The organism is Pseudomonas sp. R28(2017), assembly GCF_002112505.1.
In the GTDB taxonomy this organism is placed as follows: Bacteria; Pseudomonadota; Gammaproteobacteria; order Pseudomonadales; family Pseudomonadaceae; genus Aquipseudomonas.
Genome location: NZ_NEHW01000012.1, coordinates 48,841 through 72,386 on the forward strand (window position 1 = coordinate 48,841; position 23,546 = coordinate 72,386).

Consider the following 23,546-nt stretch of genomic DNA (forward strand, 5'->3'; position numbering starts at 1 on the left):
GGGTCAGTTGCTCACCATCAGCTCTGGCCCCAGGTAATCATTGATCAAGTCAATGTCATCATCCCCCAGGCTCCCGACCGAAGAGGCCAGCCGCAACCGCGACATCAAGTACCGCAACTTGGCCTCGAACAGATCATGCCGAGCCTCGAACAACAGTTCCTCGGCATTGAGCACGTCCGAATTGGTACTGGTGCCTCCTTCTGCCGGGCTTGCCGACCTCGACGGGCTGGGGGCCTTCAGCTTCCAGTGGCAGCAGGGTACGGGCGGCACCTTCACCGACATTGCCGGCGCCACCGCTGCGACCTTCACCCCGGCGTTTGCCCAGGGCAACCAGCAACTGCGGGTGGTGGTGCGCTACACCGATGGCTTCGGCACACTGGAGTCAGTGACCTCGGCGGCGACCGCGCCGGTAGTGGTACCGCCTGGCGTGGTCCTGGTCGGTACCAATGGGGCCAACACCCTGACTGGCACCATTGGCAGCGATACCTTGTCCGGGCTGGGTGGCAACGATACCCTCAATGGCCTGGCCGGCATGGACCAATTGTTCGGTGGTGCGGGTAACGACACCCTCAATGGCGGCGCCGACAACGACCTGCTCAACGGTGATGACGGCAACGACACCCTGGACGGTGGCACCGGCGTGGATGTGATGAACGGTGGCGCCGGCGACGACACCTTCGTGGTGGATGTCGCGGGGGACAGCGTGATCGAGGCGCTCAATGGCGGTACCGATACGGTGCGGACCAGCCTGGCCAGCTACACCCTGGGGGCCAACGTTGAAAACCTGACCTACACCGGCAGCAGCACCTTCACCGGCACCGGCAATGCGCTGGCCAACACCCTCACCGGCGGTGCCGGCAATGACCTGCTCAATGGCGGTGCAGGTGCCGACCGGCTGGTGGGTGGCGTGGGCGATGACACCTACGTGCTCGACAATGCCGGTGACGTGGTGGTGGAGGCGACCGGGGCCGGCACCGATACCGTGCAGACCTCCCTGGCCAGCTACACCATGGCCGCCAACGTCGAGGTGCTCACCTTTACCGGTGCAGGCAACTTCACAGGCACCGGCAACGGGCTGAACAACACCCTCAACGGTGGTATCGGTAACGATACCCTCAACGGTGACGGTGGCAATGACATCCTCAACGGCAACGCTGGCAACGATACGCTCAATGGCGATGCCGGCAACGATCAGCTGTTCGGTGGCCTGGGCAACGACAGCCTGAACGGTGGCGGCGGGGATGATAGCCTGGATGGCGGCGCCGGCGACGACGCCCTCAACGGCGGCAACGGCAACGACACGCTGCAGAGTGGGGCGGGTAACGACAGCCTCGATGGCGATGTGGGCAATGACCTGTTGGTGGGCGGTGATGGCAACGACACGCTGTTCGGCGGCGTTGGCAGCGACACCCTGCAGGGGGGCGCCGGCAACGACTTCGTCAATGGTGCCGAGGGTAATGACACGGTCAACGGCGGGGCCGGCAACGACACGATGGTGGCGACGGACGGCAACGATGTGTTCCAGTTCTCCGCCGGGTTCGGGGCCGACCTGATCATCAACTTCGATGCCAACCCGTCGGGGGGCCAGGACCGCCTGGATATCACCGGGCTCAACATCACGGCGGCGAACTTTGCCGCGAACGTGCACATTGCCGATGTCGGTGCGGATACGTTGGTCAGCATTGGAGCCGCTGATTCGATCCGGCTAGTCGGCGTGGCCGATGCCACGACGGTGACGGTGGCGGACTTCATCCTCGCTGGGTGAGGGGGCGTCTGCTGAAAGGGGTCGCATTGCGGCCCTTTTTTTTTTTCATGCCTGCCGTAAGGTATTTGGCGCCTGTGAGATCGAGCGCCGCCCGCGCGGCGCATCGCGGATAAATCCGCCCCTACAGTTTATTTCGGGCCAATCTGTCCTGTGACAGAGGGTTTGACCATAGCGCCCGGGGCACGCACACCTGGCCATCGAACAGCAGGCGGGCCGTGCGTATCAGCCCGCAGCCGGTTAACGTGCCCTTTCGCAGCGCGACTTCGATACTGAACTCGCCGCTGGGGTGCTCCACCGACAGCCGTTGGTGGTCGCCGCTGCCGATCACCGCAATGCCTTGCGCCACCGTGCCTTCGTTCAGGCAGGCGGTGGCGGCGCTGACTGCGCCGAACACGCCGATCGAGGCATGGCAGCGGTGCGGAATGAACGAGCGGGTGCTGAGGGTGCCGCCTTGGCGTGGCGGGGAGACCAGGCACAGTTTCGGCACGTTGCGCTGGCTGACGTCGCCCAGGTTCATGCGCGGCCCCATCTGCAGGCGGATCGACTCCAGGCGTGCCTTCAACGCCTCATCGGCATCCAGCGTTGCGGGGCTTTCCTGGCCGTTCAGGCCCAGGTCCTCGGCGCGCAGCAGGATGACCGGCATGCCATTGTCGATGCAGGTCACCTCGACGCCGTCTACTCGGTCGCGGCGGTTGCCGGTCGGCAGCAGCGCGCCGCAGCTGGAACCGGCAATGTCGGCAAAGTTGATCACCAGTGGTGCGGCGTGGCCAGGCACGCCGTCGATGCGGGTGTCGCCGGTGTATTCGACCTGTCCGTCAGGTGTGGGTACCTGGGCAATCGCCAGTTGGCCGGTGTTCTCCATGAAGATGCGCACAGGCGTCACCGGGCCACTGGCCTTGACCAGGCCGCGTTCGATGGCGAACGGCCCGACCCCGGCCAGGATATTGCCGCAGTTCTGGCCGTAGTCGACGCGTGCTTCAACCACCAGCACCTGGGCGAACAGGTAGTCGACATCGGCATCTGTGCGTTGCGAGGGGCGGATGATGGCCACCTTGCTGGTCAGTGAGTCCGCGCCGCCAATGCCGTCGATCTGGCGGCTGTCGGGCGAGCCCATGACGGCCAGCAGCACGCGATCGCGCAGGGCGCTGTCGGTGGGCAGGTCGTCATGCAGGAAGTACGCGCCTTTTGAGGTGCCGCCGCGCATGAGCAGGCAGGGGATGCGGGTCTGGCTCATGCTCATTGGTCCAGGTCGGCAAGCTGGTCGACATAGCGCAGGCCTTTGGCGGCCAGGCGTGGGCGCATCTCGTAGAGGTCCAGGCCCAGCTCACCGGCCGCCAGGCGCAGGCGTTTGCGTTCTTCCAGCGCGGCGCGCTCGGTAGCGGCGTGCAGCACGCCTGCAGCTTCGCCATGGCGTACCACGACCACACCGTCATCATCGGCAACGATGATGTCGCCGGCAGTGACCAGTTGCCCGCCGCACAGCAGCGGCAGGTTCACCGAGCCCAGCACTTCCTTGACCGTGCCCTGGGCATTGATGGCCCGCGACCAGACGGCGAAGCCCATGTCGCGCAGGGTCTGGCTGTCGCGCACGCCGGCATCGATCACCAGGGCGCGCACGCCACGGGCCTTGAGCGAAGTTGCCAGCAGGTCGCCGAAATAGCCGTCGCAGCAGGGGGAGCTGGGCGCGACCACCAGCAGGTCGCCCGGTCGGCACTGTTCGACGGCGACATGGAACATCCAGTTGTCACCCGGTGCCACCAGCACCGTCACGGCCGTGCCGGCCAGGGCGACGCCTTGCTGGATCGGGCGCAGGCCACAGTCGAGCAGGCCTTTGCGGCCTTGGGCCTCGTGTACCGTTGCCACGCCCAGGCGGCCCAAGGCGTCGACCACTTCGCCGGGTGCCCGGGGAATGTTGCGCACGACGACGCCGGTCTTGCCGATCAGCGCGCTCATGCCAGGTGCTCCGTCACACGCGGGAAGACACTCTGCAGGCCCTCGGCGTAGACGATGTTGCGGGCGCTGGTGATGCCGACATTGCGCTTGGCCTGCACGCCACGCTGCAGGGCGACGCGGGTGTAGTACTCCCACAGGTGTTCCTGGCCGGCCATGCACTGGATGGCGGCGTACTTCTTGTCCCACACCGGGGTGATGTCGAGGAAGGTGTCCGGGCGCCATTCGCACTGCTCCGGTTGGTGTGGCTCGAAGGCGTACACCGGCGGCGCGCCAACGATCTGCTCACCGGGCTTGTAGCCTTCGGCCTGGGCAATGATGCGGGCTTCCTGGGCCAGGTTCATGGCCAGCGGGTGGTCATAGTTGTACGGGTCCTTGAGCGAGTGGCTGAGGACGAATTCCGGCTGCACCCGGCGATAGACATCCGCCAGGCGCAGCAAGGTGTCGCGGTCGGCGCGCATCGGGTAGTCGCCGATGTCGAAGAACTCGACGCTGGCACCGAGGATCTCGGCGGCGGCCAGGGCTTCATCGCGGCGCGCGGCCTTGACCTTGGCCTCGGTCATCTCACCCTTGCGCCATAGCTTGGCGGACTCGCCGCGCTCACCGAAGGACAGGCAGACCACGTGCACGGCATAGCCTTGCGCGGCGTGAAGGGCAATGGCGCCGCCGGCGCGCCAGACAAAATCGGCGGAATGGGCGCTGACCACCAAGGCGGTTTTTTGTACTGCGTTCATGGGGTTTGGCTCCTGCGAGGGGTGAACGGCAGGATGTCACTGGCGGGTACGGCGGACTAATGCGTTCAAGTGGTTCAGGTATACGTTTTACTTATTGCCGGGTGGCGACAGGCTGGGCATAGTCGCCACAATAGCGCCCCAACTAGCGGAACTGCCCATGAACGAGCTGGAATTGCCCAACCTGATGCAGGTGCGTGCCTTTGTGCGTGTAGCTGAGGCGGGCAGCGTGTCGCGTGCGGCGCAGCTGTTGTTCAGGGCGCAATCGGTGGTCACCCGGGCGATCGCCGAGCTGGAGTCACGGCTGGCCGCGCCACTGTTCGAGCGCCATGCCAACGGTATGCGCCTGACTGATTACGGCCACTGTGTGTTACCCCGGGCGCAGCGGGTGCTGGCGGAGCTGGGCAGTGTGCCGCAGGTGTTGGATGCCCCGGCGGTGGAGCCGCTGTATCTGTTCCAGGCACGCCGGCTGGAAGTGTTCGTCAAGCTCTGTGAAACCCGCCACATGCAGACCGTGGCCAGCCATTTCGGGCTGAGCCAGCCAGCGGTCAGTTCGGCACTCAAGGTGCTCGAGGGCGGCTGCGGGCAGCCCTTGTTCGAACGTACTCCGCGCGGGCTGCAACCGACAACCGCCAGCCAGGAAATCCTGTTCCCCATTCGCCGCGCACTGAACGAACTGCGCCATATCGACAGCGACCTCAGTGCCATGCATGGCAGCCTGCAGGGTGTGGTGCACGTGGGGGCGTTGCCGCTCGGGCGTTCGCGCATCCTGCCAGAGGCCATCCTGCGTTTTACCGCCGAGCACCCGCAGGTGCAGGTAATCACCAATGAAAGCCCGTTCGACCTGCTGGCGACCGAGTTGCGGGTCGGCGATGTGGACTTCGTGCTGGGTGCATTGCGCCCGGACGACTATGCCAGCGACCTGATGGGGGAGCCGTTGATCACCGAACAGATCGTGCTCCTCGCCAGGCGTGGCCACCCGCTGTTGCAGCAGCCGTTGAGCCTGGCCGCCGTGCGCGAGGCGCGCTGGGTGTTGCCGCGCTCGGGCTCGCCGGCCCGCTACCAGCTGGATGCCTGTTTCGCCGCAGCCGGCCTGGCCGGCCCACGGCCGGTGGTGGAGAGCGCGGACCTGGCGATCATTCGTGGCCTGTTGCTGCATTCGGACATGCTGGCAGCGGTATCCGAGCATCAACTGGCCCACGAGATCGCCAGCGGCGAACTGCAGCGCTTGCCGCTGGCATTGCCCGATACCGAGCGGGCCATTGGCCTGACCTGCCGCAATGGTTGCCTGCATTCACCGGCGGCGGCGGCACTGATGGCGTGCATCCGCCAGGTGATTGCCGATTGACGCGGCTTACAGCAGGTTCAGCGGGTAGCTGACGATGAGCCGGTTCTCGTCGAAGCTGTTGGTGCTGCCCCAGTTGCGACGCTGGCTGGAGTTGCGCCATTTGACATTGAGCGCTTTCAGCGGCCCGGACTGGACCACGTAGGCCAGTTCGGTTTCGCGGCCCCACTCGGTGCCGTCCTGGGTGCTGGCGTTGTGCACGTTGTCGCCGTGGATATAGCGGTTCATCAGGGTCAGGCCGGGGAGGCCGAGCACCACGAAATTGAAGTCATGGCGCAATTGCCAGGAGCGCTCCTGGGCACTTTCGTAGCTGGAGCCGAACGCATCGTTGGCCAGCGTGCCGCCACTGGCGCCGTTGACCCGGAACCATTCGTCATCGCCCATGACCTGCTGCAGCCCGAGGTAGAAGGTGTTGCCACCGTACCTTGCGGAAAACAGCCCGGAGGCGGTGCGGTTGTCCAGTTCACCGGCCTTGGCGCTGCCATCGTCCTTGCCCCAGAAGTAGCCGAGGTTGGCGCCCAGCACCCAGTCGCCCATGGGTTGCTGATGCTGCAACTGGACGTAATTCTGCTGGTAGATGTCTTCGAGGCGGGCGTGCCACAGGCCGAGCAGGGTGTTTTGCTGGTTGAAGCGGTACTCGCCGCCAGCGAAGTCGAAACGGTCAGAGGTGAACGCCGTGCGGGTGAACAGGCTCATGTTCTGCATGCTGGCGTCGTTGCGCGGGCTGTTCTGGCGGAACTGGCCGCCATACAACGTGAGCCCGGCCCACTCGTTGGAGGTGAGCTGGGCGCCCTGGAAAGTTTGCGGCAGGGAGCGGCCATCGTCGGCACGCAGGACGGGCAGGGCCGGTGACCATTCCCCGACCTTCAGCTCGGTCCTGGAAACACGCATCTTGCCGGCCACGGCCATACGCCCGAAGTCGTCTGCCGGGCGCCCGTCATCGTGAACCGGCAGCAGTTGCGTGCCGGCGGTACCTTTGCCGCCATCGAGCTTGATGCTGTAGAGGCCCAGCACGTCCACGCCGAAGCCGACGGTGCCGGGTGTGAAGCCGGACTTCAGGTCGAGGATGAAACTCTGTGTCCATTCCGCTGCTTTGTTCTGGCTGGCATCGCCGGTGTAGTCGCGGTTCATGTAGAAATTGCGCAGGGTCAGGTTGGCCTTGGCGTCGTCGAGCAAACCTTCGGCACCCGCCGCCAAGGGCAGGCTGGCAGCCAGGGCGACACCCGGCAGGATGGGGTGGAGCTTGCGAGATTTCATTATTGTTGTTTCTCTTTTTGTTGGGCAAAGCGCGGCCAGCCAGCGGCATGGAAGCGCTGGGGCGTGGAGTTGTGTCAAAGGTTGCGGGGCCAGGAATGGCCCCGTTGGGTCAGCGGCTGGCTTTACCGGCTACTGAATAGCGCACGGGCTGGTTGCGGGTTTTCATGAAGTCTTCAAGGCTCTGCCCGCGCATGGCCGCGTAGATATCCAGGTTGGAGACACCCAGTACCGCGCCGAGCTTCTCCAGCACGAAGAAGATCACGCCGTAGTGGATCAGCCCGCGCCAGTCGCGGCGCCGCAGCAGGTCGCGCTCCTCCTCGCTGAGCCCGGCTTGCTCATACAGCGCCTCGGGTTCGGCCAGAAAGCGCTCACGCCACTGCGGCTCGATCAAACGGTGCAGGAACTTGTTGAGGCGATAACCCCGGGCACTGCGTTCGAGGGTATAGGGGTAGGTCCCTGACAGCCGCTCGACCCCCGCCAGCTGATGCTGCATGTGCTGGCGGTGGCGCTCGTTGACCGGTGCCGGCAGGCCCTGGTCGAGGTTTTCCAGCAGCAACGTGGCGATGCCGGTCATCGACGGCAGGTAGTAGCTCTGGTGCTTGCGCTCGACCTTGGCCGACAACGCGCCGCGCATGATCAGCCAGGTGATCACCTCTGCGCCTTCCATGCCGCCGAGGGTGGCGTACTCGGCCAGGGTCATCTCGGTGAGTTGCTGCGGATCGTTGACCAGCAACTCGATGAACTGGGCATCCCACTCTGGGTTGTTGAAGCCGCAGCGCTCGCCATGCACCTGGTGCGACACCCCGCCAGTGGCGACGATCGCCACCTTGAGGTCCTCCGGGTAACTCTCGATGGCCCGGCGCAGGGCCTGGCCCAGCTTGTAGCAGCGCCGCGCCGTGGGGATCGGCAGCTGCAGCACGCCTACCTGCAACGGCACGATCTGCACCGGCCAGCCCTCGTCGCACGGCAGCAGCGCCGACATCGGCGAGAAGAAACCGTGGTCCAGCGGCTTGTCGCGGAAGAAGCTCATGTCGAACTCATCGGCCATCAGGCTCTGGCCGATGTGCCGCGACAGTGCCGCATGCCCGCCGACTGCAGGCAGATCGCGCGGGTTGCCACCTTCATCGGCAACGCCGTACTGGTCGTCGACCCCCAGGGTGAAGGCGCTGTAGTGGTCGAAGAAGAACGAGGTGACGTGGTCGTTGAAGATGTAGAACAACACGTCTGGCTGGTTCGCTTGCAGCCACGTGCGGATCGGCTCGAAGCTCTGGAAGATCGGCGCCCAGGCGGCGTCCTGCTGTTTGTCGTGATCGACGGCAAAGCCGATGGTCGGGGTGTGGGAGACGGCCAGGCCACCAATGATGCGAGCCATGTAAAAGTCCTCTGTTTCAGGTTATTGCGCGGCAACGGCCGGGTGGGTGCGGCGCCGGGCGTGTCCGTTGGCCAGGATCGCCACGGCGGCGACGAACGCCGGCAGGCCAAGGAAGGTGAACAACAGTGGCAAGCCCAGGCCCAGGCTGAGCACGGCGCCACCGATCAGCGAGCCGAAGATGGCGCCGAAGCGGCCGATGCCGAGCATCCAGCTTACACCCGTGGCGCGGAACTCCGTCGGGTAGTAGCCCGGGGCGAAGGCGTTCAGGCCGGTCTGCGCGCCACTCATGCAGAAGCCGGCCACTGCCACGCCGAGCACCAGCAGGCTCGATTCCAGGCTCAAGGCGCCCAGGCCGACGATGCACAGCCCGCCCAGGGCGTAGGCGATGGCGATGACCCGGTTGGGGTTGCGCCGGTCCATGATCCAGCCGACCACGATGGCGCCCACGGTGCCGCCGATCTGGAACAGGCCGGTGATGGTCGCGGCGCGTTCGATCGACAGGCCGCCATCGCGCAGCAGGGTCGGCAGCCAGCCCATGGTCAGGTAGATCACCAGCAGGCCCATGAAATAGGTCGCCCACAAGGCCAGGGTGCCGAAGCGGTAGCGTTCGCTGAACAACTGGCGCGCCGGGGCCTTGTGCGGCACGGCCGGTTCGCTGACGGTAAAGCGGGTGCCTTCGGCGAAGCGCCCGCCGAGCTTGCCCAGGGCGGCGGCAATCTGTTGTGCCGGCGCCTGGCGGGCCGCCAGGAAGCGCGCGGATTCCGGCAGCAGCCACAGCAACAGCGGCAGCAGCGCGAGCGGGAGCACACCGCCGGCCATCAGCACCGACTGCCAGCCATGCTGTGGGATCAGCCAGGCCGCGAGGAAACCGCCCAGCCCTGAGCCCATGTTGAAGCCGGTGAACATGATGGTGATCAGCAGTGAACGGCTGCGTTCAGGCAGGTATTCGGCCAGCAGGGTGGTGCTGTTGGGCATGGCCGCGCCCAGTGCGATGCCGGTCAACAGGCGCAGCACCGCCAGCTCATAAGGGTTGCGGGCGAAGGCGCAGGCAAGGCTGAGCAGGCTGAAGCCGGTGACGGCGACCAGCAGCACCTTCTTGCGCCCCAGGCGGTCGGCGTAGGGGCCGGCCGTGAGTGCGCCGATGGCCAGGCCGACCATGCCAGCGCTCATCACCGGGCCGAAGGCTGCACGCGACAGCCCCCAGTCCTGCATCAGCGACGGGGCGATGAAGCCCATGACGGCCACGTCGAAGCCATCGAACAGCACGATCAGAAAGCACAGCGACAGGATCAGCCACTGATAAGGCGAGACAGGGCGGCTGTCGATCCAGTCTTTGACGTCGACGCTGGCGTCGACTGAGGGCTTGAGCATGTGTGATCACCTTTTGTTCTTGTAGTGGTGAGTAGTCCTGAAGGAGAACCACCTTGCCGAATGTCGGCGGCAGGTGACTGTACGGCGCGCCCGGCAGCGGGCGCCTCTGGGAAATGCTTAATGGGATATCGAATCTGCTTATCGGCCGGCTTTCGTGCCTGGCGTACTGGCTGCATCGACCAGCGACGGTAAAGCGTTCATTTTCATCATTCACATGCGATAAGTCGTGATTATTAAGCCTTAGATTTCACTTGAAATTTTGCCTGGCAAGGAACAAAATCCACCTGTAATTACATAGTACGTATCATGTTACGAAATCGTAGGAGCAGACATGGCCCGGGGCGGTATCAACAAGGCGGTAGTGCAGCAGGCGCGGCAGGTGCTGATCGCCCGGGGCGAGTACCCCAGCATCGATGCGGTACGTATCGAACTGGGTAATACCGGTTCAAAGACCACCATTCACCGCTACCTTAAAGAGCTTGAAGGGGCCAAGCCCGTGGCGCTGCAAGGCCAGGCTGCGCTCAGCGATTCGCTGACCAGGCTGGTATCGCAATTGGCCGCACAGGTACAGGAGGAGGGGGACGCCCGGGTCGAGCAGGCCGAAGCTGCGTTCAACGAACAGCGCGGGCAGCTGGAGGCGCAGTTGCAACTGGCACAGCAGGCACTGGCAGCCGCTCACCAGCAACAGCAGATCCAGGCTGCTGCGTTGACGGCCGAATCGGAGCGCCTGGCGACCGCCTTGAACTCGCTTCAGGCCGAGCAGTTGCGCAGCGCCAGCCTGAATCAGTCACTGGGTGAATTGCAGGTGCGCCTGACCGACAAGGACGAACAGGTGCGCTCGCTGGAAGACAAGCACCGCCACGCCCGTGAAGCACTGGAGCATTACCGCAGCGCCAGCCGCGAACAGCGCGAACAGGAACAGCGTCGCCACGAAGCGCAGACCCAGCAGCTGCAAGTGGAACTGCGCCAGCTGCAACAGGGCATGATCGTCAAGCAGGACGAGCTGACCCGCCTGCACCGCGACAATGAGCGAATGCTCGGCGAGCACCGCCAGGCCAGCGGCGAGTGCAAGGCATTGAACGAATTGGTCGAGCAGCGCGACGCGCAGATTCAGGGTTTGCGTACGATTCTCGCGCAAGCCCAGGGCGCCAGCGATGAGATGCGTCGGCAGCTGCAGGCGCAAACGCAAAGCCTGGAAGACAAACGCGGCCTGTGCGCCGAGCAGGGCAGGCAGTTGCAGCACCTGCAGGACGAACTGTTGAAACGCGACGACGCACTGCAGGCCTGTCGGGCACAGCTCGCTGCGAGCAATTGAATCAAACTTCCCGAGGTATCTGCGTTCTTCCGTAGACATTCCCGGGAGAGCGCAACATGAACAAGCCAGAGCAACATCGACAGGGGCCGCATTCTTCAGAGCAGGCCAACCGCAAGGATGACCTCGGTTTCGACCCTGACTCACCGGACCTGGACGATCCGCAAGTCGATCCGCAGGGGCCGGCGAAGCCGCCAAGGGACGATGAGAAGGCCAAGAACAAGCACTGATGCGGGTCGCCCCATCGCCGCCAGCGCGGCGATGGCGCGCTGCACCTCAACTCTCCAGTTGCTTGGCTGCCTCGACCCCCGCCGATGACAGCTTGATCGGATAGCTCATGCTGATCTGGTGATCAGCGTCGACCGCCACAGCGCCATCCTGGATCAGGCCGTGTTCCTGCAGCGTCTTGAGCATGCCCGCCACGGCCTTCTCGCCGCGGTAGTTGTCCAGCAACTCCTTGCCCAACCCTTGTGGGTGGGCGTGCAGCAGGCGGGTGAGGATTTCGCTTCGCAATGCATCGTTAGTCATGTGTGGCCTCGTGTCGTGGGTCGGTCACTTGCCGTGGGTGGCCTGGAGTGCCTTGGCCTGCTCCAAGTGGTGTTCCAGGGTCGGCAGGGTTTCGCTGGCAAAGGCTTTCAGTTCAGGCTTGTCTGAGGAAGCCGCTTCCTTCTTGAACAGCTCCACGGCTTTTTCGTGGGCGTCGACCTGGTTGTTGACGTACGACTTGTCGAAGGACTCGTCGCGCCATTCGAGGATCATCTTCTTCACTTTATCGGTCAGCGCGGCCTCGTCCGGCACGCTGATATCCAGTTTGCGGGCAATGTCGCCGAGTTTCTGGTTGGCCTTGGTGTGGTCGGTGACCATCTGCTGGGCGAAGGTCTTGATCTCGGCATTCTGGCTTTTTTCCATGGCCAAGTTCCCGGTGACCGTCTCGGCGATCCCGGCCTCGGTGGCGGCCTCGACAAAATCATCGGAAGTGGCGGCCAGTGCCTGCAGCGATGCCATGCCGAGTACCAGCGACAACCCGGCGCGTTTGATGAACAGATTGCTCATGCCTGACTCCTTGTAACCGTTGGCGCGACCTCAGTGTCGCGTACGGTTGAGCCGGGCCCGGCGGCAAAGGTTTCGTTTTTATTGGCGCCGGGCGACCACCGTGAGGCACCTCGGCGCTGAACTATAGTCATAGGTGGCATACGCTTGAGGGCAAGGACTTCCATGGGTGCGGCCAGAAAGCAGGACGAGGACGGGCTATTCACAGTGAGCGGCGAGGGGCGTGCCGTGGCGCTGTTTCGCCTGGTGCTGTCGTTCATGGCCGTGGTGATGCTGGTATTCGTGCTGGTCGAAGGCTGGCGTACCTGGCGTGACTACCGGCTCGCTTTCAGCGCTGCCGAGAACATGGTCACCAACCTGGCCAGGGCCACCAGCCAGCATGCCGAAGATGCCATACGCCAGGTGGATGCGATCACCGCGGCACTGGCCGAGCGCCTGGAGGGTGACGGCTTCGACCACCTGGACCGGCCCCGCTTGCATGCCCTGCTGGCCCAGCAGATGGCGATCATGCCGCAGCTGCACGGTTTGTTCGTCTACGGGCCGGACGGCAGTTGGCTCGTGACCGACCGCGACGCGGTCCCGCCCAATGCGAACAATGCTGACCGCGACTACTTCATCTATCACCGTAACCATACCGATCGCAGCGTGCACATCGGCTCGGTTGTGCGCAGCCGTACCACCGGTGACCTGGTCATCCCCATCTCGCGCCGGCTCGATAACCGCGATGGCAGCTTTGCCGGGGTGTTGCTCGGTACCATCAAGGTGGATTGGTTCGTGCGCTATTACGGCGATTTCAAGATCGATGAACGTGGCGCGTTGGTACTGGCCAAGCGCGATGGCACCATTCTGGTCCGGCGGCCGTTCGTGGCGCAGGTGGTGGGGCGCAGCCTGGCCAACAGTGAAGTGTTCCGCAATCACCTGCCGCATGCCAACGAGGGCCTGGCCGAAGCGGTGGCGGTGATCGACGGCACCCCGCGCCTGTATGCCTACCGGGCATTGTCGAGCTACCCCCTGGTGGTGGAGGCGGGCTTGTCACGGGAATCGATCATCGCGCCCTGGCGGCACGATGTGATCAAGTCGGTCGCGGTCCTGTTGCTGCTGCTGGTCGGCCTGGCCGCGTTCGGCTGGGTGGTGCTGCGCCAGTTGCGCGAGCGCATCGCCATCGAGCGAGCGCTGCACCAGGCGCACCAGACCCTCAAGTCGCTGGCCCTGACTGACAGCCTGACCGGGCTCGGCAATCGCCGGCGCCTGGATGCGGTGTTCGAGGCCGAGTTCAAGCGGGCCCGGCGCCAGGGCTACCCGATCGCGCTGGTGATGCTCGACCTGGATTACTTCAAGCTGTACAACGATCGCTATGGTCATCCCGCCGGGGATCAGTGCCTGCGGCGCTTTGCCGAGTTGTTGAAAACGGCACTGAAGCGCCCGGCAGACCTGGCTGTGCGCTACGGCGGCGAAGAGTTTACCGTGCTGCTGCCCGACACCGATGAACCAGGTGCCGAGCTGGTCGTCGAGGACATCCTGCAGGTCCTGTGTCGGCAGGCGATCGTGCATGCCGGCAGCCCGTTGGGGCGGGTGTCGGCCAGCGCCGGGATCGCCGTTGGCCATCCGGCGCGTGATGCCAGCACGCCGGAAAGCCTGATGGCGGCGGCCGACGCGGCGTTGTACCAGGCCAAGCGGCAAGGGCGTGACGGCTACACGGTGGCAGCGGCCATGGCGGAACCTACCGAGTGAGCGGTCATGTCAATGGCAGGCGCATTGCGCAGCGCCCTGACAAACCATGCGCGCGCTCTGTGGCCAGAATGCCCTGCAGCCTTGCCCCGAGTTGCGGTTCATCGAGCACTTCGAAGCCGTAACGCGCGTAGAAGGGGCCATTCCAGGCCACCTGCGCAAAGGTGGTCAAGGTTACCTCCCGCGCACCCCGATGCCGCGCCTCGGCACACGCCTGGTCAAGCAATTGCCTGCCGATACCTTGCCCTTGTGACCCCAAGCCAACCGAAAGCTCGTGAATGTGCAGTGCCTGGCCTTCCAGGCGCAGGCACACAAAGCCCAGGACCTGCCCCTGGTCATCCTCGGCCAACCAGCTGCCTTGGCAGTCGATGAAGGCCTTGTGCGCCTTTTCATCCAGCCCCTCGGCGCGTGCCAGCCAGGCCAACTCGGGCAGCCGCAGAAATGCTTGAGCGGCGGATTGCTCGACGGCAATCAGCTGGGTGATGTCATCGAGCTGGGCGGGGCGTATGCGCATTGAATGCTCTCCATGGACTGGCAATAGTCTGCGGCGAGATGAGCGGGGCTTGCAATGAATGAGTTATAACGTAACATTTGTGGATTCCCAGCCACGCGAGACTGCCTTGATGACTGAAGAGGAACTGCTGCGCCAGGCGCCTGCAGCCTATATGAACGAGGTGCAACAGCAATTTTTCCGCACGTTGCTGCTTGGCCAGCGCTTCGACCTGCAAGCCCGTATCGATGTGGACTTCCAGGGCTTGCGCGAGCAGGAAGTGCACAGCGACCCGGCCGACATCGGCAGCGCCGAGGAGGACCGACAGTGGCGGCTGCGCTCGCTGGAACGGGAAAAGAAGCTGCTGGACAAGATCGACCAGGCGCTGGAGCGCCTGGCACGAGGTGAATATGGCTGGTGCGAGGAAACCGGCGAGCCGATCGGCCTGCGCCGCCTGCTGCTGCGCCCCACGGCAACGCTGTGCATCGAAGCCAAGGAGCGCCAGGAGCAGAAGGAGCGGCACCTGCGCGACGAGCGTTAGTCCGCTGCCAGTGCCTGTGGCTGCAACTGCCAGCGCACCGAGCTGACGCCTTTTTCCAGGCTCACGCGACCGACCAGCCGCTCCAGCTGCGCCGGTGCCTGGGGGTTGCCGACCAGTTCTGCGCGCACTTCCAGGCGGGCCGGGTTGGCCAGGTCTTCACTGTGCAGCGATTGCAGGCGCAACTCTGGGTCGCCCAGGCTGTGCAGCATCAGGCTACGCACCTGGATCTCATCTTCGGCGCGGCAGACGATGCGCACCTCGAAGCGTTGTTCGACCTCGCTGGCTGGCAGCACCTCCTGGCGGTCGAGGCGCTGAGCGATATCACGCAGCAGGATGTTGGCACACAGCACCATCAGGCTGCCAATTGATGCCTCGAGCAGCAGCCCGAGGCTGCACAGCACACCGACCGCTGCGGTGCACCAGAGCGTGGCGGCGGTGTTCAGGCCACGCACGTTGAAGCCATCGCGCATGATGACCCCACCCCCGAGAAACCCGATACCGGACACCACGTAAGCGGCCACCCGCGAGGCATCGTTGGGGGCCATGCCCGGCACCGCCTGGGTCATCAGCACAAACAGGCAGGCACCGGTGCTTACCAGTGCGTTGGTGCGCAGCCCGGTCAGGCGCTGACGCAGTTGGCGCTCGGCACCGATCAGGGCGCCAAGCAGCAGGGCAATGCCGACGCGCAGCAGAAAGACTTTCCAATCCATAGCAAACCTCTTCCACGGGCACACGCCCGCACGGTTGAATAACCAGAAAATGCGCAGGACCACGAAAGGGAAAGAGGAGGACAGCCTTCAAAGGCTGGGGAATTCCACCGTCTGGCTAATGGCGAGACAGTGGCAGGTAGCTGCCGGACTAGCTCGCCGTGTGGGCCTGTCGCAAGCGACTGGGGCTACTGTCCAAAGCAGGACTCCTGTTCAGGGATGCGAAATTGCGTCGCGGACCTTACGCCGCCACCCACGCAGGGTCAAGGGCAAAAACATGACAAGGGATTCATCCGGAAATGCCCTACAGCCGGTCACGCCTGCATGGAAATAAACCTGGGTAATCGGTACCCTTGCGCCATTCTCCGCCATACCCCGGACCGTTACATGCTGTTCAATATCGCCGTGCTGCTCGGCACCCTGGTGGCCATGGAAGGTGTCGGCACGCTGGCTCACAAGTACATCATGCATGGCTGGGGCTGGTGGCTGCACCGTTCGCACCATGAGCCGCAGCTGGGCATGCTGGAAACCAACGACCTGTACCTGGTGGCGCTGGGCCTGATCGCCACAGCGCTGGTCGCCCTGGGCAAGGCCGGCCATGCGCCACTGCAGTGGGTGGGGGCGGGCGTGGCCGGCTATGGGCTGCTGTACGTGCTGGCCCACGACGGCTTCTTCCACCGGCAGTGGCCGCGCAAGCCACGGCCGGTCAACCGCTACCTCAAGCGCCTGCACCGTGCCCATCAGCTGCACCACGCCGTGAAGGGCCGTACCGGCAGCGTGTCGTTCGGCTTTTTCTATGCGCCACCGCTGAAGGTGCTCAAGCGCCAGCTGCAGGCGCGGGTGCCACGCGACCGCGGCTGACCCACCAACCGAACCCCGCTGCGGTGAAGAACATGATCAGGCTGTACAGCGCGGCCGGCACGGCCATGGTGGCGTTGTTCAGCAGCGATGGGCTCAGCGCCAGGGCGATGGCCAGGGTGCCGTTGTGGATACCGATTTCCATGCCGATGGCGATGGCCTGGGGCTTGGCAATGCTCAGCAGGCGCGGCACCCAGTAGCCGAGTGCCAGGCTGATCAGGTTGAACAGCAAGGCGGCCAGGCCCACCACCGGGGCATATTCGACGACGGTCTGCCAGTCCTTGGCCAACGCCAGGACGATGGTGAACGCCAGGAACAGCGCTGCCACCAGTTTCATCGGTTTTTCCATGCGCGCGGCAAAACCCGGCGCCCAGTGGCGGATCAGCATGCCCAGGGCCACCGGCAGCAGGACGATGGCGAACACCTGCATGACCTTGGCGAATTGCAAGGGGATGGCCTGGTCCGATTCCATGAACCAGGCCAGGGACAGGTTGACCAGCAGCGGCATGGTCAGGATCGCGATCAACGAATTGACCGCAGTCAGGGTGATGTTCAGCGCCACGTCACCGTGGGCCAGGTGGCTGAACAGGTTGGCGGTGGTGCCGCCGGGGGACGCCGCCAGCAGCATCAGACCGACCGCCAGCGCTGCCTCCAGGCCAAAGCCGTTGGCGATCAGGAAGCACACCAGCGGCAACAGCAGAATCTGGCAGCACAGGCCGATCACCACCGGTTTCGGGTATTTCACCACGCGGGCGAAGTCGGCCAGGGTGAGGGACAAGCCGAGGCCGAGCATGATGATGCCCAGCGCCAGGGGAAGGAACGCAGTCAGCAAGGGTGAGGCGGTCATGGGCAGGCACTCGGGCAAAGGATGCAAGCAGTCTAGGTCGGGCTTGCGGGCTGGCTAATCGCAATGCGCCAGTACTTGGTAACCGTTTGTTACCGGGCACCTTTCAAACCCTGTCACGTTGCGCCTGCATGCCGCGTTGCGGTAGGCGCCCCAGCGCAGTAGCATTCTCGCTTTTGCCGAGGATTAGCCTGTCATGCCGTTCCAGCAAGGTCTGCTTGCCACCCCCGTGCCGGCCCACGCCCGTCACCTGTTCTTCGCCCTGCAGTCGCCCGAGGCGCTGCCTGCCGTACTGGATGCACTGCTGCCGCAGGTGAATGGCCAGAACCTGATCCTCGGCATCGGCGCCCCGTTGGTGAAAGCCCTTGGCCGTGACATTGCTGGCCTGCGCGCCTTCCCGCAGCTTGACGCCGCGGTGGAAAACCCGAGCACCCAGCACGCCTTGTGGCTGTGGCTGCGCGGCAACGAGCGCGGCGACCTGTTGCTCCAGGCCCAGGCCCTGGAACACGCGCTGGCCCCGGCGCTGCGCCTGGCCGACAGCGTCGATGGCTTCCTGCACCGCGGTGGCCACGACCTGACCGGTTATGAAGACGGCACCGAGAACCCGGTGGACCAGGCTGCGGTAGATGCCGCCATTGTCGCTGGCGGGCAGCCAGGGCTGGCCGGTTCCAGCTTCGCCGCCTTCCAGCTGTGGAAGCACGACCTGGAATACTTCAAGTCACTGCCCCAGGCCGACCAGGACAATATCATCGGCCGCCGCCTGAGCGACAACGAAGAGCTCGAAGACGCCCCGGAATCCGCCCACGTCAAACGCACCGCCCAGGAAAGCTTCGCGCCGGAAGCCTTCATGGTGCGCCGCTCGGTAGCCTGGGCCGACAGCCGTGGCGCAGGCCTGGCGTTCGTCGCCCTGGGCCACAGCTTCGATGCCTTCGAAGTGCAACTGCGGCGCATGAGCGGCCTGGAAGACGGCATCATCGACGGCCTGTACCGCTTCAGCCGGCCGCTGACCGGCGGCTACTACTGGTGCCCACCGATGGCCGAGGCGGGTCTGGACCTGAGCGCGCTGCTGCAGGCCTGATCACTAAACATCCAGATACAGAATCACCCGCCAGCGCGGGGTAGAGCGGCTAGCCTTGAAAGTTTCCGACTTATGACGGGAGCTTTGCCATGTACAAGCGTCGCGATGTCCTACGCGCTGGTGCGGCTTTGGGCCTTGTGGCCGCCAGCCCCTGGCTGCATGCCGCCGGCTCCGCCGGGTTGCTGACGCGCAAGGTCCCCGCCACGGGCGAGGCCTTGCCGGTGATCGGCGCCGGTACCTCCGGCAGCTTCGAAGTCGAGGCCGGTTCCGCCGCTTACCAGCAGCTGAAGGTGGTGCTCAAGGCATTCTTCGACGGTGGCGGCAAGGTCATCGACACCTCGCCCAACTATGGCGGCGCCGACAGCATTCTCGGGCAGTTGCTGGAAGAGGGCGGCTGGCACCGGCAATGCTTCATCGCCACCAAGATCGCCGCCGACAGCCAGGCCGATGCCCAGGCGCAATGGACCGGCACGCTCAAGAGCCTGCGCACCGACAAGGTCGACCTGCTGCAGATCCACAACCTGCGCGACTGGCAGACACAACTGCCTTATGCCCGCGAGCTCAAGCAGCAGGGCAAGACCCGCTACGTCGGTATCACCCATTACCTGAACAGCGGCCACGATGATGTGGCGCGCATCGTGCGCAGCGAGCCGCTGGACTTCATCCAGATCAACTACTCGGTGAATGCCCCGCAAGCGGCACGCGAACTGTTGCCGTTGTGCCAGGACAAGGGCGTCGCCGTGCTGATCAACCGTGCCTTCGATGATGGCCGGCTGTTTGCCAAGGTCAAAGACCAGGCCCTGCCGGCATGGGCCGCCGAAGCCGGTATCGGCAGCTGGGCGCAGCTGTTTCTCAAGTTCGCCATCAGCCATCCGGCCGTGACCACGGTCATCCCCGCGACCGGGCGCCCGGACCGCCAGCTCGACCAGCTCAAGGCCGGGCATGAGCCCTTGCTCAGCCAGGCGCAACAGCAAGCGCTGATCAAGCAGTTCGCCTGAAGCCATGGGTAACTGGCGCAGGCGCCTCGACCAGGGCTTGAACATCCAGCCGGGGGAAGGGCCTGCGGTGATCGCCGGGTTGTTGCTGTTCTACCTGCTCTTTACCGGCTATTTCATGCTGCGCCCGGTGCGCGAAACCATGGGGGTGGCGGGTGGCGTCGACAACCTGCAATGGCTGTTCACTGGCACGTTCATCGCCACCCTGGCCTGCCTGCCCGTGTTCGGCTGGCTGGCCTCGAAGGTGCGTCGTCGCCACATCCTGCCCTGGACCTACGGTTTCTTCGCCAGCAACCTGCTGCTGTTCGCTGGGCTCCTTGCCCTTGATCCAGACGACTTGTGGACTGCCCGGGCCTTCTACATCTGGTTGTCAGTGTTCAACCTGCTGACCATCTCACTGGCCTGGAGCGTGCTGACCGACTTGTTCTCAACCGAGCAGGGCAAGCGCCTGTTCGGCCTGCTGGCCGCCGGGGCCAGCCTCGGTGGCCTGAGCGGGCCAATCCTGGGCACGCTGCTGGTTGCGCCGTTGGGGCATGGCGGGTTGGTGCTGCTGGCCGCGGTATTGCTGTTGGGCAGCGTGCTCGCGTGCGCCTTCCTGCAAAGGTGGCGCGATCGCAACCCATTGCCTGCTTCCAGTGAGCAGCCGGCATCGCAGCCGTTGGGCGGCAACCCGTTCGCCGGTGCGACGGCGGTGATGCGTTCACCCTATCTGCTGGCGATTGCCGTGTTTGTCGTGCTGCTCGCCAGCGTGAGCACCTTCCTGTATTTCGAACAGGCGCGCATCGTCAGCGAAACCTTTACCGACCGCACACGCCAGACCCAGGTGTTCGGCCTTATAGATACAGTGGTACAGGCGCTGGCGATCCTCACCCAGGTGTTTCTCACCGGTCGGCTGGCCAGGCGCATGGGCGTCGGCGTGCTGCTGGTGGCGGTACCGCTGGTGATGGCTGCCGGGTTCGTGTGGCTGGCCCTGGCGCCGGTGTTTGCCGTGTTCGTGGTGGTGATGGTGGTGCGCCGGGCTGGCGAATATGCCCTGGTACGCCCGGGGCGAGAAATGCTGTTCACCGTGCTGCCCGCCGAGGACAAGTACAAAGCGAAGAATTTCGTCGACACCGTGGTGTACCGCGGTGGCGATGCCCTGAGCGGCTGGCTCAAGCGCGGGCTGGACCTGCTGGCCGAGCATGCCCAGCTGGCGATGCTCATTGGCGCCGGGCTGGCCCTGGGCTGGGCATTGACCGGCACCTGGCTGGGCAGGCGCCAGCGCGAAGCCGAATCGGCTGTCGCACCAAATAAACCGCCGCCGCTTATTTAACGCCACCGGTCCGAACCTGTCGCAATAAAACGAATCCCCCGATATCGCCGAACTCCGACCTTATGTACGGCGCAGCGCCGTGCACACTTCGAAAGCCACAAGAGGTTAGAGACCATGGCCAACAAAGAGAACAGCCGCACCGGCAGCCAGGGTGGCAACAAGAACCCAGGCAACTTCGCCAATGATCGCGAGAAGGCCTCCGAGGCCGGCCGCAAAGGCGGCCAGCAATCCGGTAGCGGCCGCAACAGCACCGAGTCGGGCCGCAAGGGCGGCCGTTCGTAAGTGAGGCACATGCAGTGCCGGGGCGACCTGGCACTGCAGTCAACCAGGACAGGAGGTTTTCAATGCGCATGACGCCCCTGATCGCGTTGCTGGGCAGCTTGACCCTGCTCGGCGGCTGCTTCGATAGAGACAACAACCACCCAGGCAAGGACAGCGACCCGAGCAAGCCCTCGGTACAGATGCAGCAACACGATGAAAAACCAGCGCCACAACCTGCGCCCGACCCGGAACCCATGCCGCAGGACAACCAGCGCCAGTAAGTGGATGAGGAGCAAGGCATGACGGCGATGACCTGTGACACCGTTGCACCGGCCCGCACTGGCGACAGCGACCTGGCCAGGCGCTACCAGGCGTTGTTGGCGGGGGAAGATGAGGGCATGCGCCAGTGGTTGGCAGCTCGGTTGGCCGAGGTGAGTGTCATCGACGATGACCTGCCGGATGAGCCTGGGCAACTGGATGCCTGGAGTGCACGGCATGCCGAGCAGGTTGCCCATGAGCATGCGCATTATCTGGAGCAACGCCGCCAGGGTGCCCCGCGGCGCTACTTTGCCAACCGCTCGCAGGCCCTGTGGTTCCTGCAGCAAGTGGCGCCGACCAAGGCCGTGGACGGCGCCTGGCTGCACGCCACCTTGCGTCACTGGCACGACCCGCGCTACCACGGCCTGATCCGCACCTACCTTGAAGAACTGGGCGATGGTGACCCGCGCAGCAACCACGTGCTGATCTACCAGCGCCTGCTGAGCCGGCTGGGTTGCCTGGAACCGCTCGTACTGGACGACGACCGCTACCTGCAGGGCACCTTGCAGCTTGCCCTGGGCCAATACGGCGACAGCTTTCTGCCCGAGGTGATCGGTTACAACCTCGGCTATGAACAGCCACCACTGCACTTGCTGATCACCACCCATGAGCTGGCAGAGCTTGGCATCGACGGCCATTACTTTCAGTTGCATGTGACCATCGACAATGCCGCCAGCGGCCATGCGCAAAAAGCCATCCACGCCGTGCAGCAGCTATGCCCGGCGCAGGATCCCGAGGTGTTCTACCGCCGGGTGCGCCACGGCTACCGGCTCAATGAGCTGGGCATCGCTGCGCCTGACCTGATCAGCCGCTTCGACCTTGAGGCCGAACTGTTGTCAGCCCTTGAGCGCAAACGCGCGTTCGGCCAGTTCATGCACGCCGACCGTTGCCGCCTGCAGCAGCGCACGGTCAACCAGTGGCTGGCTGAAGCGGGTACGTTGCCGGCGTTTCTGCAGGCATTGCAGGCCCAAGGCTGGATCAGGCGTGGCCAGAACCCGGCCGACAGCCGCTGGTGGTCGCTGATCGAAGGGCCGAGTGCGCCCATGTTCGGCGTGTTCAGCGCCTATGAAAAGCAGCTATGGCACGACTGGATTGCCGCCGACTGGCAGGCACCGGTGCAGCGCGTCCTGCCCGGTAGCTGGTTGCCAGCCCTGCAGGAGCCACCCGGCAGCGAGCGGGTGGACGAAAGTATCGACAGCCTGATCACCCACATGGCCGGTAATGGTCATGCCCAGCCTCGAGGCCTGCGCGCCACACGCGCCTACCTGCGTGCCACCGGCCTGGCCCAGGAGGGCCCGCACTGATGATGCTCAACCCACAACAGGTACAGGCCGACGAGGCCTTGCTGCAGCTTGGTCGCCGCCTGCGCGCCGATGGCTACCGTTTCACCTGCGTCACGCCGGCCACCCAGGCACGCAACAACGCCCGGCCAGGTGCCGAGCAGGCCAGCAACCTGCGTGATGTGTTCGGCTGGAGCCGGCCGTTCTCGCCGTCGCTGGTCTCCCAGGACGAGCTGGAGCAGCTGCGTGCCGCACAGGTGCTGAGCGAGGAGGGCGACCGGCTGCGCAGCCGCGTGCGCTGGTCGAGCCTGGACGACCTGCTGCTGGTGCATTCGGCCTATCCCACCGAGGCCAGCGATGCGGTGTTCTTCGGCCCCGACAGTTACCGCTTCGCCCAGGTCATTCACGATCACCTGCAGCGCAGCCCGACACGGGTCCAGCATGCGGTCGATATCGGCTGTGGCAGCGGCGTCGGCGCCCTGGTGATCGCCCGCGCGGCGCAACATGCGCAGGTCAGTGCGGTCGACATCAACCCGTTGGCCCTGCGCTACACGGCCATCAATGCGGCGCTGGCCGGTGTCAGCAATGTGTCGGTCGAACCGAGCGACCTGCTCGACGGCATCAGCGGCGCCTTTGACTTGATCGTTGCCAACCCGCCGTACATGCTCGATGCCGGTCAGCGCACCTATCGCCATGGTGGTGGTGCACTGGGCGCCGAACTGTCGCTGCGCATCATCGAGCAGGCCCGCGAGCGCCTGAGCCCAGGAGGCTCATTGCTGTTGTACACCGGGGTGGCCATCGTCGAAGGCTGCGATGCCTTGCTCGAAGCCATTCGCCTGCGCCTGGCCGGGCCGGAGTGGGCCTGGGTGTACCGCGAGATCGACCCGGATGTGTTCGGCGAGCAATTGCTGGCGCCAGGCTATGAACGGGTCGAGCGCATCGCCGCGGTGTCGCTGACCGTCAACCGCAGCGCCTGACACT

At 64.8% G+C, this 23,546-nt stretch carries 23 protein-coding genes and 3 pseudogenes; 14 read left to right on the forward strand and 12 right to left on the reverse strand.

All coding sequences use genetic code 11. The features are described from left to right. Nucleotides 1-3 precede the first annotated feature (3 nt). Nucleotides 4-201 (reverse strand): annotated as a pseudogene (locus CAF78_RS20365) (channel protein TolC); the annotation flags it as partial. Nucleotides 202-211: 10 nt separating this feature from the next. On the opposite strand from CAF78_RS20365, the pseudogene CAF78_RS20370 reads away from it, so the two are divergent. Continuing rightward, nucleotides 212-1,765: pseudogene (locus tag CAF78_RS20370) on the forward strand (calcium-binding protein); the annotation flags it as partial. Between the two features lie 121 nt (nt 1,766-1,886). Here the strand turns inward: CAF78_RS20370 and CAF78_RS20375 are convergent. The 3 genes from CAF78_RS20375 to galB are packed head-to-tail and all read right to left on the reverse strand — an operon-like array spanning nt 1,887 to nt 4,449. After that, nucleotides 1,887-2,999: a 4-oxalomesaconate tautomerase gene (locus CAF78_RS20375; RefSeq protein WP_085677465.1), complete on the reverse strand. Its 1,113-nt coding sequence runs from the start codon at nt 2,997-2,999 to the stop codon at nt 1,887-1,889. A 2-nt stretch (nt 3,000-3,001) separates the two neighbouring features. Next, a complete protein-coding gene (locus CAF78_RS20380) occupies nt 3,002-3,718 on the reverse strand; it encodes a 4-carboxy-4-hydroxy-2-oxoadipate aldolase/oxaloacetate decarboxylase (protein WP_085677466.1) in 717 nt (238 codons plus the stop codon). Beyond that, on the reverse strand, nt 3,715-4,449 hold the full coding sequence (galB, locus tag CAF78_RS20385) for a 4-oxalmesaconate hydratase (RefSeq protein ID WP_085677467.1): 735 nt from the start codon (nt 4,447-4,449) through the stop codon (nt 3,715-3,717). Before galB ends, CAF78_RS20380 begins: the two co-directional genes overlap by 4 nt. 157 nt (nt 4,450-4,606) lie before the next feature. On the opposite strand from galB, the gene CAF78_RS20390 reads away from it, so the two are divergent. Continuing rightward, entirely contained in the window at nt 4,607-5,794 is a 1,188-nt protein-coding gene (locus CAF78_RS20390; protein WP_085677468.1) for a LysR family transcriptional regulator, read from the forward strand. A 6-nt stretch (nt 5,795-5,800) separates the two neighbouring features. Here CAF78_RS20390 and CAF78_RS20395 read toward each other — a convergent pair whose 3' ends face one another. The 3 genes from CAF78_RS20395 to CAF78_RS20405 all read right to left on the reverse strand — a co-directional run bounded on the left by CAF78_RS20395 (nt 5,801) and on the right by CAF78_RS20405 (nt 9,791). Further along, nucleotides 5,801-7,048, reverse strand: a complete 1,248-nt coding sequence (locus CAF78_RS20395) for an OprD family porin (protein ID WP_085677469.1) — start codon at nt 7,046-7,048, stop codon at nt 5,801-5,803. A 109-nt stretch (nt 7,049-7,157) separates the two neighbouring features. Further along, the gene (locus CAF78_RS20400) at nt 7,158-8,420 is read right to left on the reverse strand and encodes a gallate dioxygenase (protein WP_085677470.1); all 1,263 of its coding nucleotides are present in this window, start codon (nt 8,418-8,420) and stop codon (nt 7,158-7,160) included. Nucleotides 8,421-8,441: 21 nt separating this feature from the next. Next, nucleotides 8,442-9,791: an aromatic acid/H+ symport family MFS transporter gene (locus CAF78_RS20405; RefSeq protein ID WP_085677471.1), complete on the reverse strand. Its 1,350-nt coding sequence runs from the start codon at nt 9,789-9,791 to the stop codon at nt 8,442-8,444. A gap of 331 nt (nt 9,792-10,122) precedes the next feature. On the opposite strand from CAF78_RS20405, the gene CAF78_RS20410 reads away from it, so the two are divergent. Both CAF78_RS20410 and CAF78_RS28585 read left to right on the forward strand, forming a co-directional pair. Next, nucleotides 10,123-11,106 (forward strand): DNA-binding protein, encoded by a 984-nt coding sequence (locus CAF78_RS20410; RefSeq protein ID WP_085677472.1) that lies wholly within the window; start codon nt 10,123-10,125, stop codon nt 11,104-11,106. A gap of 56 nt (nt 11,107-11,162) precedes the next feature. After that, nucleotides 11,163-11,333: a DUF6021 family protein gene (locus tag CAF78_RS28585; protein WP_177408554.1), complete on the forward strand. Its 171-nt coding sequence runs from the start codon at nt 11,163-11,165 to the stop codon at nt 11,331-11,333. A gap of 46 nt (nt 11,334-11,379) precedes the next feature. Here CAF78_RS28585 and CAF78_RS20415 read toward each other — a convergent pair whose 3' ends face one another. Together CAF78_RS20415 and CAF78_RS20420 are read right to left on the reverse strand one after the other, a co-directional pair. After that, nucleotides 11,380-11,631, reverse strand: a complete 252-nt coding sequence (locus CAF78_RS20415; RefSeq protein WP_085677473.1) for a hypothetical protein — start codon at nt 11,629-11,631, stop codon at nt 11,380-11,382. A gap of 24 nt (nt 11,632-11,655) precedes the next feature. Continuing rightward, complete coding sequence (locus CAF78_RS20420) at nt 11,656-12,156, reverse strand: DUF4142 domain-containing protein (protein WP_027917295.1); 501 nt, start codon at nt 12,154-12,156, stop codon at nt 11,656-11,658. Nucleotides 12,157-12,318: 162 nt separating this feature from the next. On the opposite strand from CAF78_RS20420, the gene CAF78_RS20425 reads away from it, so the two are divergent. Next, nucleotides 12,319-13,884 (forward strand): sensor domain-containing diguanylate cyclase, encoded by a 1,566-nt coding sequence (locus CAF78_RS20425; protein ID WP_085677474.1) that lies wholly within the window; start codon nt 12,319-12,321, stop codon nt 13,882-13,884. A 4-nt stretch (nt 13,885-13,888) separates the two neighbouring features. Here CAF78_RS20425 and CAF78_RS20430 read toward each other — a convergent pair whose 3' ends face one another. Further along, nucleotides 13,889-14,395 carry a GNAT family N-acetyltransferase gene (locus CAF78_RS20430; RefSeq protein ID WP_085677475.1) on the reverse strand — a complete coding sequence of 169 codons (507 nt, stop codon included), beginning with the start codon at nt 14,393-14,395 and terminating at the stop codon, nt 13,889-13,891. A gap of 109 nt (nt 14,396-14,504) precedes the next feature. Here CAF78_RS20430 and dksA point away from each other — a divergent pair, with 109 nt between their 5' ends. Next, a complete protein-coding gene (gene dksA, locus CAF78_RS20435) occupies nt 14,505-14,912 on the forward strand; it encodes an RNA polymerase-binding protein DksA (RefSeq protein ID WP_085677579.1) in 408 nt (135 codons plus the stop codon). Here dksA and CAF78_RS20440 read toward each other — a convergent pair. Then, nucleotides 14,909-15,622, reverse strand: a complete 714-nt coding sequence (locus CAF78_RS20440) for an MgtC/SapB family protein (RefSeq protein WP_085677476.1) — start codon at nt 15,620-15,622, stop codon at nt 14,909-14,911. The two genes, dksA and CAF78_RS20440, sit on opposite strands and share 4 nt — an antisense overlap. A 384-nt stretch (nt 15,623-16,006) precedes the next feature. On the opposite strand from CAF78_RS20440, the gene CAF78_RS20445 reads away from it, so the two are divergent. Then, complete coding sequence (locus CAF78_RS20445; protein WP_085677477.1) at nt 16,007-16,480, forward strand: sterol desaturase family protein; 474 nt, start codon at nt 16,007-16,009, stop codon at nt 16,478-16,480. Here the strand turns inward: CAF78_RS20445 and CAF78_RS20450 are convergent. Next, the gene (locus CAF78_RS20450; RefSeq protein WP_085677478.1) at nt 16,437-17,324 is read right to left on the reverse strand and encodes a bile acid:sodium symporter family protein; all 888 of its coding nucleotides are present in this window, start codon (nt 17,322-17,324) and stop codon (nt 16,437-16,439) included. The genes CAF78_RS20445 and CAF78_RS20450 overlap by 44 nt on opposite strands. 193 nt (nt 17,325-17,517) lie before the next feature. Here CAF78_RS20450 and CAF78_RS20455 point away from each other — a divergent pair, with 193 nt between their 5' ends. From CAF78_RS20455 to CAF78_RS20485, 7 genes and pseudogenes are all read left to right on the forward strand, one after another. Continuing rightward, a complete protein-coding gene (locus CAF78_RS20455) occupies nt 17,518-18,399 on the forward strand; it encodes a Dyp-type peroxidase (RefSeq protein WP_085677479.1) in 882 nt (293 codons plus the stop codon). An 89-nt stretch (nt 18,400-18,488) separates the two neighbouring features. After that, complete coding sequence (locus tag CAF78_RS20460) at nt 18,489-19,397, forward strand: aldo/keto reductase (protein ID WP_085677480.1); 909 nt, start codon at nt 18,489-18,491, stop codon at nt 19,395-19,397. A 4-nt stretch (nt 19,398-19,401) separates the two neighbouring features. Then, nucleotides 19,402-20,706 carry an NTP/NDP exchange transporter gene (locus CAF78_RS20465; protein ID WP_085677481.1) on the forward strand — a complete coding sequence of 435 codons (1,305 nt, stop codon included), beginning with the start codon at nt 19,402-19,404 and terminating at the stop codon, nt 20,704-20,706. Between the two features lie 159 nt (nt 20,707-20,865). Further along, nucleotides 20,866-20,988 (forward strand): annotated as a pseudogene (locus tag CAF78_RS20470) (general stress protein); the annotation flags it as partial. A 62-nt stretch (nt 20,989-21,050) separates the two neighbouring features. Next, a complete protein-coding gene (locus tag CAF78_RS20475; RefSeq protein ID WP_085677483.1) occupies nt 21,051-21,248 on the forward strand; it encodes a hypothetical protein in 198 nt (65 codons plus the stop codon). An 18-nt stretch (nt 21,249-21,266) separates the two neighbouring features. Continuing rightward, the gene (locus CAF78_RS20480) at nt 21,267-22,589 is read left to right on the forward strand and encodes an iron-containing redox enzyme family protein (RefSeq protein WP_085677484.1); all 1,323 of its coding nucleotides are present in this window, start codon (nt 21,267-21,269) and stop codon (nt 22,587-22,589) included. Further along, nucleotides 22,589-23,542 carry a class I SAM-dependent methyltransferase gene (locus CAF78_RS20485; RefSeq protein ID WP_085677485.1) on the forward strand — a complete coding sequence of 318 codons (954 nt, stop codon included), beginning with the start codon at nt 22,589-22,591 and terminating at the stop codon, nt 23,540-23,542. Before CAF78_RS20480 ends, CAF78_RS20485 begins: the two co-directional genes overlap by 1 nt. The last annotated feature ends 4 nt before the right edge of the window (nt 23,543-23,546 follow it).

Bases quoted from the DNA above. Each gene is read 5' to 3' on its own strand.
- CAF78_RS20375 (WP_085677465.1), bottom strand. From the start codon at position 2,999: ATGAGCCAGACCCGCATCCCCTGCCTGCTCATGCGCGGCGGCACCTCA.
- CAF78_RS20380 (WP_085677466.1), bottom strand. From the start codon at position 3,718: ATGAGCGCGCTGATCGGCAAGACCGGCGTCGTCGTGCGCAACATTCCC.
- galB (WP_085677467.1), bottom strand. From the start codon at position 4,449: ATGAACGCAGTACAAAAAACCGCCTTGGTGGTCAGCGCCCATTCCGCC.
- CAF78_RS20390 (WP_085677468.1), top strand. From the start codon at position 4,607: ATGAACGAGCTGGAATTGCCCAACCTGATGCAGGTGCGTGCCTTTGTG.
- CAF78_RS20395 (WP_085677469.1), bottom strand. From the start codon at position 7,048: ATGAAATCTCGCAAGCTCCACCCCATCCTGCCGGGTGTCGCCCTGGCT.
- CAF78_RS20400 (WP_085677470.1), bottom strand. From the start codon at position 8,420: ATGGCTCGCATCATTGGTGGCCTGGCCGTCTCCCACACCCCGACCATC.
- CAF78_RS20405 (WP_085677471.1), bottom strand. From the start codon at position 9,791: ATGCTCAAGCCCTCAGTCGACGCCAGCGTCGACGTCAAAGACTGGATC.
- CAF78_RS20410 (WP_085677472.1), top strand. From the start codon at position 10,123: ATGGCCCGGGGCGGTATCAACAAGGCGGTAGTGCAGCAGGCGCGGCAG.
- CAF78_RS28585 (WP_177408554.1), top strand. From the start codon at position 11,163: ATGAACAAGCCAGAGCAACATCGACAGGGGCCGCATTCTTCAGAGCAG.
- CAF78_RS20415 (WP_085677473.1), bottom strand. From the start codon at position 11,631: ATGACTAACGATGCATTGCGAAGCGAAATCCTCACCCGCCTGCTGCAC.
- CAF78_RS20420 (WP_027917295.1), bottom strand. From the start codon at position 12,156: ATGAGCAATCTGTTCATCAAACGCGCCGGGTTGTCGCTGGTACTCGGC.
- CAF78_RS20425 (WP_085677474.1), top strand. From the start codon at position 12,319: ATGGGTGCGGCCAGAAAGCAGGACGAGGACGGGCTATTCACAGTGAGC.
- CAF78_RS20430 (WP_085677475.1), bottom strand. From the start codon at position 14,395: ATGCGCATACGCCCCGCCCAGCTCGATGACATCACCCAGCTGATTGCC.
- dksA (WP_085677579.1), top strand. From the start codon at position 14,505: ATGACTGAAGAGGAACTGCTGCGCCAGGCGCCTGCAGCCTATATGAAC.
- CAF78_RS20440 (WP_085677476.1), bottom strand. From the start codon at position 15,622: ATGGATTGGAAAGTCTTTCTGCTGCGCGTCGGCATTGCCCTGCTGCTT.
- CAF78_RS20445 (WP_085677477.1), top strand. From the start codon at position 16,007: ATGCTGTTCAATATCGCCGTGCTGCTCGGCACCCTGGTGGCCATGGAA.
- CAF78_RS20450 (WP_085677478.1), bottom strand. From the start codon at position 17,324: ATGACCGCCTCACCCTTGCTGACTGCGTTCCTTCCCCTGGCGCTGGGC.
- CAF78_RS20455 (WP_085677479.1), top strand. From the start codon at position 17,518: ATGCCGTTCCAGCAAGGTCTGCTTGCCACCCCCGTGCCGGCCCACGCC.
- CAF78_RS20460 (WP_085677480.1), top strand. From the start codon at position 18,489: ATGTACAAGCGTCGCGATGTCCTACGCGCTGGTGCGGCTTTGGGCCTT.
- CAF78_RS20465 (WP_085677481.1), top strand. From the start codon at position 19,402: ATGGGTAACTGGCGCAGGCGCCTCGACCAGGGCTTGAACATCCAGCCG.
- CAF78_RS20475 (WP_085677483.1), top strand. From the start codon at position 21,051: ATGCGCATGACGCCCCTGATCGCGTTGCTGGGCAGCTTGACCCTGCTC.
- CAF78_RS20480 (WP_085677484.1), top strand. From the start codon at position 21,267: ATGACGGCGATGACCTGTGACACCGTTGCACCGGCCCGCACTGGCGAC.
- CAF78_RS20485 (WP_085677485.1), top strand. From the start codon at position 22,589: ATGATGCTCAACCCACAACAGGTACAGGCCGACGAGGCCTTGCTGCAG.